At 65.7% G+C, this 13534-nt stretch carries 11 protein-coding genes; all 11 read left to right on the forward strand.

The genetic code is table 11. The annotated features are described in order from the left end of the window. The first annotated feature begins 258 nt into the window (after window positions 1-258). The 11 genes from ACNH6H_RS20200 to ACNH6H_RS20250 all read left to right on the forward strand — a co-directional run bounded on the left by ACNH6H_RS20200 (window position 259) and on the right by ACNH6H_RS20250 (window position 13360). Window positions 259-996 carry a TetR/AcrR family transcriptional regulator gene (locus tag ACNH6H_RS20200; protein ID WP_418320090.1) on the forward strand — a complete coding sequence of 246 codons (738 nt, stop codon included), beginning with the start codon at window positions 259-261 and terminating at the stop codon, window positions 994-996. Window positions 997-1073: 77 nt separating this feature from the next. Continuing rightward, a complete protein-coding gene (locus ACNH6H_RS20205) occupies window positions 1074-2045 on the forward strand; it encodes a Bug family tripartite tricarboxylate transporter substrate binding protein (protein ID WP_418320091.1) in 972 nt (323 codons plus the stop codon). Window positions 2046-2087: 42 nt separating this feature from the next. Then, a complete protein-coding gene (locus ACNH6H_RS20210; RefSeq protein ID WP_418320092.1) occupies window positions 2088-2831 on the forward strand; it encodes an enoyl-CoA hydratase/isomerase family protein in 744 nt (247 codons plus the stop codon). Between the two features lie 14 nt (window positions 2832-2845). Then, window positions 2846-3817, forward strand: a complete 972-nt coding sequence (locus ACNH6H_RS20215) for an NAD(P)H-dependent flavin oxidoreductase (protein WP_418320093.1) — start codon at window positions 2846-2848, stop codon at window positions 3815-3817. A gap of 80 nt (window positions 3818-3897) precedes the next feature. Then, entirely contained in the window at window positions 3898-5094 is a 1197-nt protein-coding gene (locus ACNH6H_RS20220) for an acyl-CoA dehydrogenase family protein (RefSeq protein ID WP_418320094.1), read from the forward strand. Between the two features lie 11 nt (window positions 5095-5105). Further along, window positions 5106-6221: an acyl-CoA dehydrogenase family protein gene (locus ACNH6H_RS20225; protein ID WP_418320095.1), complete on the forward strand. Its 1116-nt coding sequence runs from the start codon at window positions 5106-5108 to the stop codon at window positions 6219-6221. Window positions 6222-6909: 688 nt separating this feature from the next. After that, window positions 6910-7815, forward strand: a complete 906-nt coding sequence (locus ACNH6H_RS20230) for a LysR family transcriptional regulator (RefSeq protein WP_418320096.1) — start codon at window positions 6910-6912, stop codon at window positions 7813-7815. Window positions 7816-8010: 195 nt separating this feature from the next. Beyond that, the gene (locus tag ACNH6H_RS20235) at window positions 8011-8925 is read left to right on the forward strand and encodes a Bug family tripartite tricarboxylate transporter substrate binding protein (RefSeq protein ID WP_418321420.1); all 915 of its coding nucleotides are present in this window, start codon (window positions 8011-8013) and stop codon (window positions 8923-8925) included. A gap of 22 nt (window positions 8926-8947) precedes the next feature. Further along, complete coding sequence (locus ACNH6H_RS20240; protein WP_418320097.1) at window positions 8948-10009, forward strand: lactonase family protein; 1062 nt, start codon at window positions 8948-8950, stop codon at window positions 10007-10009. After that, window positions 9999-12626, forward strand: a complete 2628-nt coding sequence (gene acnA / locus ACNH6H_RS20245; protein WP_418320098.1) for an aconitate hydratase AcnA — start codon at window positions 9999-10001, stop codon at window positions 12624-12626. The genes ACNH6H_RS20240 and acnA overlap by 11 nt, the downstream gene beginning before the upstream one ends. Beyond that, window positions 12623-13360 (forward strand): ABC transporter substrate-binding protein, encoded by a 738-nt coding sequence (locus tag ACNH6H_RS20250; RefSeq protein WP_418320099.1) that lies wholly within the window; start codon window positions 12623-12625, stop codon window positions 13358-13360. Before acnA ends, ACNH6H_RS20250 begins: the two co-directional genes overlap by 4 nt. Window positions 13361-13534 lie beyond the last annotated feature (174 nt).

Genomic DNA, 13534 nt, shown 5'->3' on the forward strand with positions numbered 1-13534 from the left:
TGATCGGACTCCTTTGACGCGATGCGAGGCCGGGCCGTCGTCGCGGCGAGCGGCTGTGGCACCTGCTCAGTCGTCGTCATGCGCAACCATGGCGCTCGTCCTGATTAAAGCATTTGACTTAATGTCAGTCAAGCAGTTGGAAGACAAATTAAAGCACTTGACTTACTTGGAATGACTGTCTAGACTTGCGCCATCAGCTTGAGATTGACCGCGATTGCTCCAGCAATAGGAGGTCGCGGATTGATTCGGGAGAACACGATGACCGCAAAAGGATCCGCAAGGACGACCAAGGAATCGCCGCCCTCGGCAGGCTCGAGGAGCGAAGGATCCGAGCGCCTGCTCGAGACGGCGGAACGGCTCTTTGCCGAACGCGGCATCGACGCGGTTTCGATGCGCGAAATCGCACGCGAGGCCGGGCAACGCAACAACTCGGCACTGCATTACCACTTCGGTACAAAGGAAGCCCTCGTACGTGCGGTGCTGCAGTTGGGCATGCGTGAGGTCGACATCCTGCGCAACGACTATGTCAGCCGTCTGCTGGCGGGCCAGCGTCAAGGCGAGGTCAGGGCACTGGTCGAAGCGCTCGTCTGGCCGCTGGCGTCGAAGCTCATGACCAGAAAGGGCAACACCTACAACCGCTTCCTCGCGGCGGTGCAGCTCCACCCGGACATCGAGCTTTCTGCGCCGGCGGCAGACGACATCGATCGAGGATTCCGGCGCGTATACGAGTTCCTGGGCCCCGCATTGCCGCATGTGCCCGAATCACTCTTGCGACAGCGCTACCTGTCGGCCATCAACTTCCTGTTCTTCAGCTTGGCGGACTTCGAGCGCGTCAGCGCTCGGCGCGGCCGCCAGAACCGCGGTTTCGACATGCGTCGCGCAATCGAAAACCTGATCGACATGCTGGCCGGGGCGCTTGCCGCCCCGGTGTCGACCCAGGTCCAACAGCTTCTTGGCGAGGTACGGGCGCCCCTGGAAAAGAGCCCGACCGCCTAGTCCCACAGTCGATTCGAACCCCTTCCTTCGGGAGGGTGGCCTCGCTCGGCCTTTTTTTACCCAGAGAGGAGACAAACGTGATCAAGATTCTCAAGACGCTGCTGGTCGCAGCAAGCATGCTTTCGAGCAATGCATGGGCCCTGCAAAACTGCCAAAGCCAGGTTGTCCGCCTGATCGTGCCCTATGGCCCAGGCGGCCCCACGGACTCCGTCGCGCGCATCGTCGGGCAGGCGATGTCCAGCGAACTGGGTGGCATGCAGGTCATCGTCGAGAACAAGGCCGGTGGCGCCAGCACCATCGGCACCGGCTATGTGGTGCGCCAGCCCGCAGACGGCTGCACGCTGCTGGTCGTGGCGGCGAACCTGGTACTCAACCCGGCCACCGGAATCGAAACGCCGTACGACGTGCTCCGCGACCTGACGCCGATTGCGCCGTTGGTGGCCATGCCCATATTGGTGGCCGTCAATCCCAAGGTTCCGGCGAAGGATCTCAAATCGCTGATCGAATGGATCCGCTCGCAACCGCAAGCGGTTGCCTATGCGAGTCCGGGTACGGGCACACTGACCCAGACCTGGGGCGAGATGCTTGCCCAGAAGCACAATCTCAAGCTCCTGCACATCCCGTTCAAGGGCTCGGCCGAAGCGTCGCGGGCGACAGTCGCAGGCGAGGTGCCGCTGCTGTTCGACCTTGGCGGCGTTACTGCTGCGCTGATCGCGCAGGGCAGGCTGAAGGGCATCGTGACGCCGGGACAGCAGCGTGCCCCGGGCCTGCCGGACCTTCCGACGGCGAAGGAGTCCGGTTACAAGGATCTGGACGCCGAGAGCTTCCTGGGCCTGATGGCTCCGGCCAACCTGCCGGCCGGCGTACGCGACAGGCTGCACGCGGCAGTGAATGCCGCGCTGAAGAAGCCTGACGTGGTCGAGGCCATCCGGAAGCTCGGAATGACGACGACCGGCGGCACTGCGGAAGGCTTCGGAGCCTTGCTGGCAGACGAACTCAAGCGCTGGACCGCCGTCGTCAAGGCCAGCGGCATCAAGCCCGGCCAATAGGCGCCCGAATCCAACGCGATACGTCGCAGGAGAAAGACCGACATGAATGCAGTGATTCTCGAAAAGCATCAGGGATGGTGCGAGCTGATCCTCAATCGACCAGAGAAGAAGAACGCCGTGGAGGGGAGCTTGGCCGCTGCCCTGCTCGAGGCCGTCGCAACGATCGAGAAGGACGACGACATCCGCTGTGTCCTGCTGCGTGGAGCCGGCGGAGCGTTCTGCTCGGGCTTCGACACCAAGGAATTCGGTGCGACACCGAAACCGCAATGGCTCGCGGAGTTCCCTGCGTTGTGGGAGTCCGTGCACACCGCATTGGTCTCGAGCAGGAAAGTCTGGATCGTCGGGCTGGAGCGTTATGCCATCAACGGTGGCGCGTCGCTGGCGCTGGCGGGCGATCTCATGGTCTGCGGACGCTCGGCGTTCCTGCAGGTCGGGGAGATCGCCATCGGCATGGCCGCGCCGCGCAATGCCGCCTGGCTCGCCTTGCGCCACACCGAAGCCGTTGCCGCGCGGCTGTGCCTGACCGGCGACCGGATCGCGGCTGACGACCTGGTTCGCCTGGGCATCGCCACCGAGCAGGTCGACGACGACCAGGTGCTCGACCGGGCCAGGGAACGGGCCCGTGCGATCGGAGGCTATCCGGCGCATTCGGTGGCCGCGGTCAAGTCGGGCATGCGTGCAGCCTCGATGCTGATGCCGGCTGGCGAGTGGATGAAAGCCTGTGCCCGACACGACCCCCTCTCCGGTCGACCGATCGGCAAAGTGCAAGCCAACAAGCAAGCCTGACCGAGGAATTCGCCATGAAAACCACCATCACCGAACTCTTGAAGATCCGCTACCCCATCATCCAGGGCGGGATGATGTGGGTCGGGCGTGCGGAGTTGGCTGCGGCAGTCTCCAATGCGGGCGGACTGGGAACGCTGACCGCGTTGACGCAACCATCTCCCGAGGCGCTTGTTGCCGAGATTGCACGGTGCCGCGCCATGACCGATGCGCCTTTCGCGGTCAACCTGACGATCCTCCCCACCGCGTCCCCGCCCCCCTATGCAGACTATGTACGGGCCATCATCGACAGCGGTATCGATATCGTCGAGACGGCGGGCCGCCACCCTGAAGAGTTCACCGAGGCGTTCAAGTCCGCCGGCATCAAGCTGATTCACAAATGCACATCGGTTCGCCATGCCCTGTCGGCGCAGAAGCGCGGAGTCGATGCGATCAGCATCGATGGCTTCGAATGCGCCGGCCATCCGGGCGAGGACGATGTGCCCGGTTTGATCCTGATCCCGGCTGCCTGCGCCAAGCTGAAGATTCCCGTTGTCGCTTCCGGCGGCATTGCGGACGGCCGCACGATGGCCGCGGCTCTTGCGCTGGGCGCCCAGGGCGTCAACATGGGCACGCGCTTCATGGTCACGCAGGAGGCGCCGATTCATTCCTCGGTCAAGCAGGCGCTTGTCGACGCATCGGAGAACGACACGACCCTGATCTTCCGCGGACTGCGCAACACCGCACGGGTCTGGCGCAACGCCGTGGCGGCTGAGGTCAACCAGATCGAGCGACGTCCGGAAGGTGCGACGTTTGCCGACTTGCGGCCGCTGGTCGCGGGCGCGCGTGGGCGGGAAGCCCTCGAGACGGGCAAGACCGACGACGGGCTGATCTGGGCCGGCCTGTGCATCGGCATCATCGACGACATCCCCACCTGCGCGGAGTTGATCGATCGGATGGTTCGTGACTGCCGCGCCGCGCTCGTCGGTGCAACCGGTCTTTTCGCCTAGAGAGCCTGACGCTGTTCAACGCGGACGCCTGCCCGGGCCACTGCTCGCGGGACCGGCTTCTGCCCAACGACATCAAGAACATGAATCTGGATTTCACTCCCTCCGAGGAAGCGTTTCGCCAGCAGGTCCTCGACTTCCTGCGCACCGATCTTCCCGCCGATATTGCTGCCAAGGTTGCGGTGGACGAGCGGCTGAGCCGCGAGGACATGCTGCGCTGGCACGCGATCCTGCAGTCGCGCGGCTGGTTGGCCAATCACTGGCCGACGGCGTACGGCGGGCCTGGCTGGACCGCTACCCAGCGCTACATCTTCGAATATGAAAGCGCGATGGCGAATGCTCCGCGGCCGATTCAATTCGGGATCAACATGCTGGGCCCCGTGCTGATCAAATTCGGCACCGAGGCGCAAAAGGCGCACTACCTGCCCCGGATCCTCGATGGCAGCGACTGGTGGTGCCAGGGCTACTCCGAGCCCGGTGCCGGCTCCGACCTTGCGTCGCTGAAAACCACCGCCGAACTTCGCGGTGACCGCTGGGTTGTCAATGGTCAGAAGACGTGGACGACGCTCGGGCAGTTTGCGAACAAGATGTTTTGCCTCGTCCGCTCCGAGAAGACCGAAAGAAAGCAGGAGGGCATCAGCTTCCTGTTGATCGACATGGATTCGCCTGGCATCGAGGTTCGACCGATCATCACCATCGACGGCGAGCATGAGGTCAACGAGGTGTTCCTGAGCGACGTCGAGGTTCCGGTCGACAACCTGGTGGGGCAGCCAGGTCATGGCTGGACCTGCGCGAAATACCTCCTCGGCTACGAGCGCACCGGAATGGCCGGCGTGGGTTACGCCTATGCCGCGCTGGAGCGCCTGAAGCATGCGGCTGCCACCGTGCAGCGTCGGGGTCGGCCATTGCTGTCTCATGCCGATTTTCGCAAGGAGCTGAGCCTCCTCGAAATCGAGGCGTGCAATCTGCGGGTTACCAATTTCAGGACGCTTGCTGCCGTCGAGAGCGGTGGCGGCTCGGCCGCCGCAGCGTCGATGCTCAAGATCCAGGGGTCGCGTCTTCGGCAGGCGATCAACGCGCTGTCGCTGAAGGCCATGGGCGCATACGGGCCGAAGGTCGTCAACGACCTGACCGATGAAGCCGGCCTTGACCTCCAGGGGATCGGACCGCAGGCGTCCTCACGAGCCTCGGTTACTTACCTGAACAACCGGAAGCTGTCGATCTTCGGGGGCTCCAACGAGATCCAGAAGAACATCATCGCCAAGACCATCGGGCTCTGAGGGGCGCTGCAATGAATTTTGAATATACCTACGAGCAGACGTCGCTCGCCGAAAGCATCACTCGCTGCATCAAGGACACCCTCCCGACTCCGTCGCACCGCTCGCGGCAGTTCGAAAGGACCCCGGAACACGCTGGCACCTGGCAGGCATTGGCCGAGATCGGGGCCGTCGGCGTGCTGTTCGACCAGGAGGTCGGAGGATACGGCGAGGACTTGTTCGACGTCGTCAATGTATTCGAGGTCTTCGGTCGGGCGCTTCTGGTCGACCAGCCCTTCCTGGGCACCCTCATGGCAGGCCGGGTGCTCGCTGCGTCCACGCCGCACCACGACCTGCTGCAGGCTGTCATCGCCGGCGAGTCTGTGGTGACCCTCGCGCACTGCGAGACCGATGCCACATGGGAGCCTTCCTACGTCACCACCCGTGCCGAACGACAGGGCGACGCATGGGTTCTCGATGGCGTCAAGGCCGCGGTTCCGAACGCGAGGGACGCCAAGGATTTCGTTGTCAGTGCAAGGACGGCGGGTGCACCTGAAGACAAGGCGGGCATCACCATGTTCCTGGTTCCTGCGGTCGGCAAGGGGGTCAAGGTGCGCTCCTATCCGGAGATCGACGGCGGTCGGGCTGCGGAGGTGGCGTTCGAGTCGGTGGTCCTGGACGACAAGGCAATCATCGGAGCGGAGGGGCAGGCGTTCCGGACGCTGGAACGAGGCATCGCCATCGGCACGCTGGCACTGTGTGCGCAGGCGGTCGGTGCAATGGATGCGCTGATCAACGACACGATCGAGTACCTGAAGGTCCGCAAGCAGTTCGCTACCCCCATCGGCAGGAACCAGGCGATCCAGCACCGCATCGTCGAGATGATGATTGCCCTGGAAGAAGCCCGTTCGTCGGTCATCAATGCCGCGGCCCAGTCAGATGAAGCCGCCTTCTTGAAGGCAGCGGCCGCGGCGAAGATCACGACCAACGCGTCGTCCCGATTGATCGGCGAAGAGGCCATCCAACTGCACGGCGGCATCGGCATGACATGGGAGCTGGAGTCGGCCCATTATGCGAGTTGGCTTTCGATGGTCGGCGTCCGGCTGGGAGACGACGACATGCACCTTGAGCGGTACTTGGATCCGGCCTGAGTGAAGGGCTGGGACCGCGCTTGCCCGATTGACGCCGAGGTGGCGAATTGCCCAATGCGTTTCCAGGCTCAAGTATTCAACGATGAGCTTGCGGTGAGGGGAAGACATCCACGATGCGACGCCGATCGCGGGCTACGAAGACGTCACGCGCTGAAGTATTGCAAAGCAGCGGTCGGGTCCCGCCCCTACCCAACTTCGGCTACGTCTGTAGCGCAAAGAATACCGGGCACTGGGCCCTAGCGCCGCCCGCGGGTTGCTGCCTTCGTCGCTTGGTCACTTGGCCGTGGTCGGCACGTAAGTCGATTGCGCACGACTCCTTGACAGAGCCCGATCCGATTGGCTGGAAACGACCCTGAACCGACATCCGCGCACTCGAATTCGTCTCCCTGAAGCCGCCGGTCAAACCAAGCGACACACCCGAAGGGGGTCAGCACCGAGAGGCCGGCCACCGCCGCCGGGTGCGACGTCGAGTGCGACCTCGAGTGCGAAGTCAAGTTCTTTACATCGTCAGTCTTGTCCTTATGCGAATGGCTGGGCCCCTGGGCGACAGTCAGCGCTACCATGTCGCTTCCGTTGCCGATCTTCGCGTAATCGGCCTGGGAACCACCCGCCGCGTACCCAATGATGAAGCGACACAGCCCCACCCCATAGCGGCCCTTGCCCGTCTGATACCCATCTCGCTTCGCTCGTGCGCCACGACCTCGTCAGTCTGAAAATCTTCGTCGCCGTCGCCGAGTGCCGCAACCTGACTCGGGCCGCCGAACGCGAGCACCTGGCGGTGTCGGCGGTCAGCAAGCGCATCGCCGAGCTGGAGGATCTGCTGCGCGTGCCGCTGCTGCAGCGCCATGCGCGCGGCGTCGGGCTGACGCCGGCCGGTCAGTCGCTGCTGCGCCATGCGCGCCAGGTGTTGAACCTCGTCGAGCGCATGGACGCCGAACTCGGCGAATTCGCCGACGGTGTAAAGGGACATGTGCGGCTGCACGCGGTGGCGTCGGCGCTGAACCAGTTCCTGCCCGAGGAGATCGAAAACTTCCTGTCGGGCTATCCGGGCGTGAGGATCTCGCTCGAGGAGCGCACCGGAAAGGCGGTCGTCGCGGCCGTCACCGACGGCTCGGCGGATCTGGGCGTTGTCGCCGACCAGACCCCGCGTCATGGGCTGACCGCCTTGCCCTACCACAGCGACCGCCTGATGATCGCGACGCCGATCGGCCATCCGCTGGCGCGCCGCAAGTCGGTGCGTTTTGCAGCCGCTCTGGACTATGCGTTCGTCGGGCCGCATGCCGACAGTTCGATCGCGCAATTGATCGCCGCCGGTGCGCAGGCCTGCGGCAAGGCCGTCGAACAGCGGGTGCAAGCCAGCAGTTTCGATACCATGTGCCGCTTGGTGCAGACGCGACTGGGCATCACGATGCTGCCCGAGGGGGTCCTCGCACCGCATGTCGAAGCCGGCCGCATTGCGATGCTGGGCCTGAATGAGGACTGGGCGATTCGCAGAATGTGCGTCGTCGTGCGTGACCCAGAGCAGCTGAGCCCGATCACGCAGACGCTGATCGAGCACCTGCAGCGGGCGGCCGCCGGCCGCAGCGGTAGCTGATCATCTTGACCCGAGCGTTCTTGATCGGAGAACGCTGCGTTGGCAAGAGTTTAATTTTCATCGGCGAGCCTTCTGCCTACGATGCCTTCATGCCGATCCGATCGGTTTCATGAAGGAGACAAACCCGTGCAATTCACCCGCCGCACCCTTTTTGCCACCACGCTCGCCTGCGCGCTGTCCGCCCCCTTCGCCGCGATGGCGCAGGACTATCCGACCCGCACGATCACGCTCGTTGTGCCATTTGCCGCCGGCGGCGGCGTCGATGTGATGGGCCGGCTGCTCGCCGAAAAACTGCGCGCCTCGCTGGGCCAGCAGGTGATTGTCGACAACAAGCCCGGCGCCAGCGGCATGCTCGGTGCGCTGGCCGTCGTGCGCGCCCCGGCCGACGGCCACACGCTGCTGCTCGGCTCGGCCGGCGAGACAGCGATCAACCCGTTCATCTTCAAGGCACGGATGCAGTACTCGCCGGACAAGGATTTGGTGCCGATTACGCCGATCGTGAAGGTACCCAATGTGCTCGTCGCGCGCCCCGATGCGCCGTTCAAGTCGGTCGACGAGCTGGTCGTCTTCGCGAAGAAGAACCCCGGCAAGCTGACCTATGCGACCAGCGGCGTGGGCAATCCGCAGCACCTCAACGGTGAACTGCTCGAGGAGATGGCCGGCATCCACATGGTGCACGTGCCTTATCGCGGCGCGTCCGCGCAGCTGCTCGACGTGGCTGGCGGCAATGTCGACATGACTTTCGTCAGCATGGCCGCCGCAGCGCCGTTCCTGAAGGATGGCCGGGTCAAGCCGATTGCGGTGACCAGCGCGAAGCGCGCGGCCTTCGCTCCGGACGTTCCGGCGATCGCCGAGAGCAAAGTGGCGTCGAAGTATGCGCTCGAGAACTGGTTCGGCCTGTTCGCCCCGGCGGCGACGCCGGCTCCGGTGCTCGCGAAGATCAATGCTGCCGTCGTGCAGGCGCTGCAGGATCCCGAGCTGGCCAAGCGCATGACCGACCAGGGCGGACTGATCGCACCGATGTCACCGACGCAGTTCCGTGATTTCATCAAGGCCGAATCGGCGCAATATGCACGGATCGTCGATTTTGCGAAGATCACTGCCGACTGATCGGCCAAGCGGAGAACACCCGGTGACCCTGCACGCCTACGTCGGCAGCCGAACGACCCGCGAGCGCCATGCGCGCGGCGAGGGCATCAGCGTGTTTGCGTTCGATGCCGCCAGCGGCGCGCTCGAACGCATCCAGATCGTCGAGGGGCTGGTCAACCCGTCATACTTGGCGCTGTCGGCCGCCGGCCACCATCTGTACAGCGTGCACGGCGACCGCAGCGAGGTCAGCGCCTTCGCGGTCGACCGGGCGAGCGGACGGCTGAGCTTTTTGAACCAGCAAGGTACCGAAGGCCACAACCCGGTGCACCTGGCGCTCGACCCGAGCGGCCGCTTTCTCGTCGTCACCAACCACCTCGGTGCCAGCCTCGCGGTGTTGCCGATCGGCGCCGACGGTGCGCTCGAGCCGCTGGTGCAGCTCGTGACGGTGTCTGGCCCGATTGGTCCGCACCGCTTTGAGCAGCAGCAGGCCAAGCCGCACTTCAATCCCTTCGACCCGTCAGGGCGCTGGGTGATCGTTCCGGACAAGGGGCTGGACCGCATATTCAGCTTCCGCTTCGACGCCGGCAGGCTGACCCCGGCCGCGACGCCGTTCGTGCAGGCGCGCGAGGGCGCCGGGCCGCGCAACGCGGTGGTCCACCCGTCGCTGCCGCTGGCCTATGTGGTCAACGAGCTCGACTCGACTTTGACGACCTACCGCTTCGATGCGCAGATGGGCGCGCTCGAGGCCTTGCACCTGATCACGACGCTGCCGCCCACCTTCACCGGGAACAGCCGGGCGGCCGGCATCGCGATCGACGGCGCGGGGCGCTGCCTCTACACCTCGAACCGCGGCCACGACAGCATCGCGGCCTTCCGGCTCGACCGGCAGAGCGGCCTGCCGAGATTTGTCGAGGCGCAGCCGACGCTTGGCCGCACGCCGCGCTTCTTCACGCTGACTCCCGACGGTCGAATGTTGTATGCCTTGAACGAGGACAGCGACACCATCGTCGCCTTCGATGTCGATGACAGCGGCAAACTGGCCGCGCCGCGCGTGGTGGCCGACTGCGGCAGTCCGGTGTGCATGGTGTTTTCCAATGAGAACTGAGGTGACGTTCGAAGCCGTCGAAGTCACGCTTGCCGGCCGCAGCGGCCGGCTCGTCGACCTACCGGCCCTGCTCGGTGCCGACCTGCATCGCCTGCCGGTCGTGTTGCGGCTGCTGCTCGAGAATGTGGTGCGCTGCATGCGCGGCGCCGAGCGCGACGCCGCGGTCGCCGCGCTGCTGGACTGGCTCGATGCCGGCAGCAGCGAAGCCGAGGTCGAGTTCCAGCCCGGCCGCGTGCTGATGCACGACACCACCAGCACGCCGGCGCTGGTCGACATCGCCGCGATGCGCGATGCGCTGGCCGAGGCCGGCGTCGATCCGGCGCGGCTGAATCCGGTGCTGCCGGTCGAGGTGTCGGTCGACCACTCGCTCGCGGTCGAGGTCTACGGCCGGCCCGATGCCAAGGCCGAGAACCTGATCCACGAGATGCGCCGCAACCGGGAGCGTTATGCCTTCCTGCGGTGGGCGTCGAAGGCGCTCGACGGTGTGCACATCAACCCGCCGGGCACCGGCATCATGCACACGATTAATCTCGAACAGCTGGCGACGGTGGTCACCACCGAAATCCGCGACGGCGCGACCTGGTTCGTTCCTGACATGATGATCGGCACCGACAGCCACACGCCGATGGTCAATGGCATCGGCGTGCTCGGTTGGGGCGTCGGCGGTCTCGAGGCGCAGACCGTCATGTTCGGCATGCCGACAATGCTGCGCATCCCCGACGTGATCGGCGTCGAACTGCAAGGCGCGCTGCAGCCCGGCGCGCTCGCTACCGACTTGGCGCTGACGGTGACGCAGAGGCTGCGTGCGATCGGCGTGGCCGGCGAGTTCGTCGAATTTTTCGGGTCGGGCGTGTCCAGCCTGAGCGCCGGCGAGCGCAGCGTGGTCGCCAACATGGCGCCGGAGTACGGTGCGACCACCGGCTTCTTCGCCGTCGATGCGAGCACGCTCGACTACCTGCGGGGGACTGGCCGCGCTGCCGCCAATGTCGATCTGGTCGAGGCCTATACACGGCGCACAGGCCTGTGGTTCGACCCCGATGCCAGGCCGCGCTACTCCCGAACGATCGTCATGGATCTGGCGACGGTGGGCATGCACATCGCCGGGCCGAAGCGGCCGCAGGACCTGCTGCCGTTCGGCCAGGCGCGCGCGACGCTGGCCGCACTTGGCTTCGAGCGCCGAGTGCCGCATGCCTTCATGCCGCGGCACCCGGTGGCGATCGCCGCGATCACCAGTTGCACCAACACCTCGGACCCGGCGCTGCTGATCGCTGCCGGGCTGCTGGCGCGCACGGCTCGCCGCCTCGGCCTGAAAGTGCCGTCGTGGGTCAAGACCTCGCTCGGACCGGGTTCGCCGGCCGCGGCGGCCTACCTGCAGCGTGCCGGGCTGATGGACGACCTGTCCGCCGTCGGATTCGACATCGTCGGCTATGGCTGCACCACCTGCATCGGCAACCCTGGCCCGCTGCCCGAGGTGATCCGCCTCGCGCGTGCCGCAGGCGCGATCCAGCCAGTCGCCGCGCTGTCGGGCAACCGGAATTTTCCGGGCCGGGTGCATCCGGACATGGAACTGGGCTTCCTGATGTCGCCACCGCTGGTGATCGCATTCGCGCTGGCCGGCGATGCCGAGGTGGACCTGAGCTGCGAGCCTGTGCAGATCGATGCGAAGGGCCGCGAGGTGTACTTGCACGAGCTGTGGCCGACGCGTGAAGAGATCGCTGCCGCGCTGGCTGCCGCCGCCGATTCGGGCGACTACCGGCGCGAATTCGCGATCGCTGCGCGCAACCCGGCCTGGCATGCACTCGGCGCGCCCGATTCGCCACGCTTTCCGTGGAACCCGCGCTCGACCGCCCTGAGGCGCCCGCCGTTCGCGGCGGTCGACCAGGGCAGTCAGCTCGGGCGCTATTGCGCCTATCCGCTGCTGGTCGTCGGTGACGACATCACCACCGATCACATCTCGCCGGCCAGTGCGATCCCGCCCGACAGCCTGGTCGCGGACTTTCTGGTTGAACGCGGCGACGACCGCCACGACCTCAATGTCTTCGCATCGCGCCGCGGCAACTGGGAAGTGATGATGCGCGCGGCCTTCCACAGCAAGACGCTGTGCAACCTGCTCGCTCCGGATGCGCCGGTGGCGCACACGCTGCATGTGCCGAGCGGCGAGCTGATGCCGATCTGGGATGCGGCATCGCGTTACCGTGAAGCCGGCGACCCGGTCGTACTGGTCGCCGGTGAGCGTTACGGCACCGGCTCGTCGCGCGACTGGGCGGCCAAGGGTCAGCGGCTGCTTGGCATCCGCGCGGTCCTTGCTGCGAGCTTCGAACGCATCCACCGCTCCAACCTCGTCGGCATGGGCATCCTGCCGCTGCGCTTGCCGGCCGGCGTCGACCCGCAGTCGCTGGCACTCGCACCGGGCGATCGGATCGAGGTCGATGCGCCGCCTGAAACCCTCATGCCACGCGGCGAACTGCCATTCAGGGTCTTGCGCGAAAGCGGCACGGTCGAATCCTTCGTCGGTATCGCCGCGGTCGAAACGCAGCTCGAGGTGCAGTTGCTGCGTGACGGCGGCGTGATCCCGGCCATTCTGAAGAAGACGATTGCAGAGGAGGCTGCCACATGACCGTTCCCGCCGAAATCGTTTCCGCCTTCACGCCGACCGGCACGCTGCGCGCGTCGATCAATCTCGGCAACCCGATCCTCGCCAATATCGATCCGACGACGGGTTCTCCGTGCGGCGTCTCGGTCGACCTGGCGAACCGAGTCGCGCGGCGGCTCGGCGTCGGCATCGAACTCGTCGTCTTCGACGCCGCGGGCAAATCGGTGCAGGCCGTCACCGACGAGCAGGTTGATATCGGGTTCTTCGCGATCGACCCGCTGCGCGGTGCCGGCATCGCGTTCACCGCGCCCTACGTGCTGATCGAGGGCTGCTACCTCGTACGCGACGATTCACCGCTGCAGTCCAACGACGAGGTCGACAGGGCAGGGCGCAGCGTCGTCGTCGGCAAGGGCAGCGCCTATGACTTGTTCCTGACGCGCGAACTCGAGCACGCAACGATCCTGCGTTCGCCGACCTCGCAGACGGTGGTCGACACCTTCGTCGAGCAACGCGCGGACGTCGCCGCCGGCGTCCGCCAGCAGCTCGAAGCCGATGCCCGGCGCCTCGGCGGCATGCGGCTGCTGCCCGCGCGCTTCATGGTGATCCAACAGGCCATGGGCATGCCGAAGTCGCGCGGCAGCGCTGCGGCGGCTTACCTCGCGGCATTCGTCGAGGACATGAAGGCTAGCGGATCTATTGCCGCTGCGCTGGCGCGGCATGGCATCGAGGGTGCTTCGGTGGCGCCAAGCGCCACCTGAGCCTCGCCCGCCCAAGCCGGCAACGCCGGCGGGACGGCGCCCGAAGCGGACCAACTTCCGGAATTGCTGGGATGCCCGCGGCCTCCTCCGCAATGTGCCGCCCCTGACGAGCGATTGGCGGCCACGTCGCCGCAATGCCCGATGCGTGCAGCACCGAACGCATGAAGGGGTAGC

It is taken from the genome of Pseudideonella sakaiensis (genome assembly GCF_048320135.1).
Classification (GTDB): Bacteria; Pseudomonadota; Gammaproteobacteria; order Burkholderiales; family Burkholderiaceae_C; genus Ideonella_A; species Ideonella_A sakaiensis_A.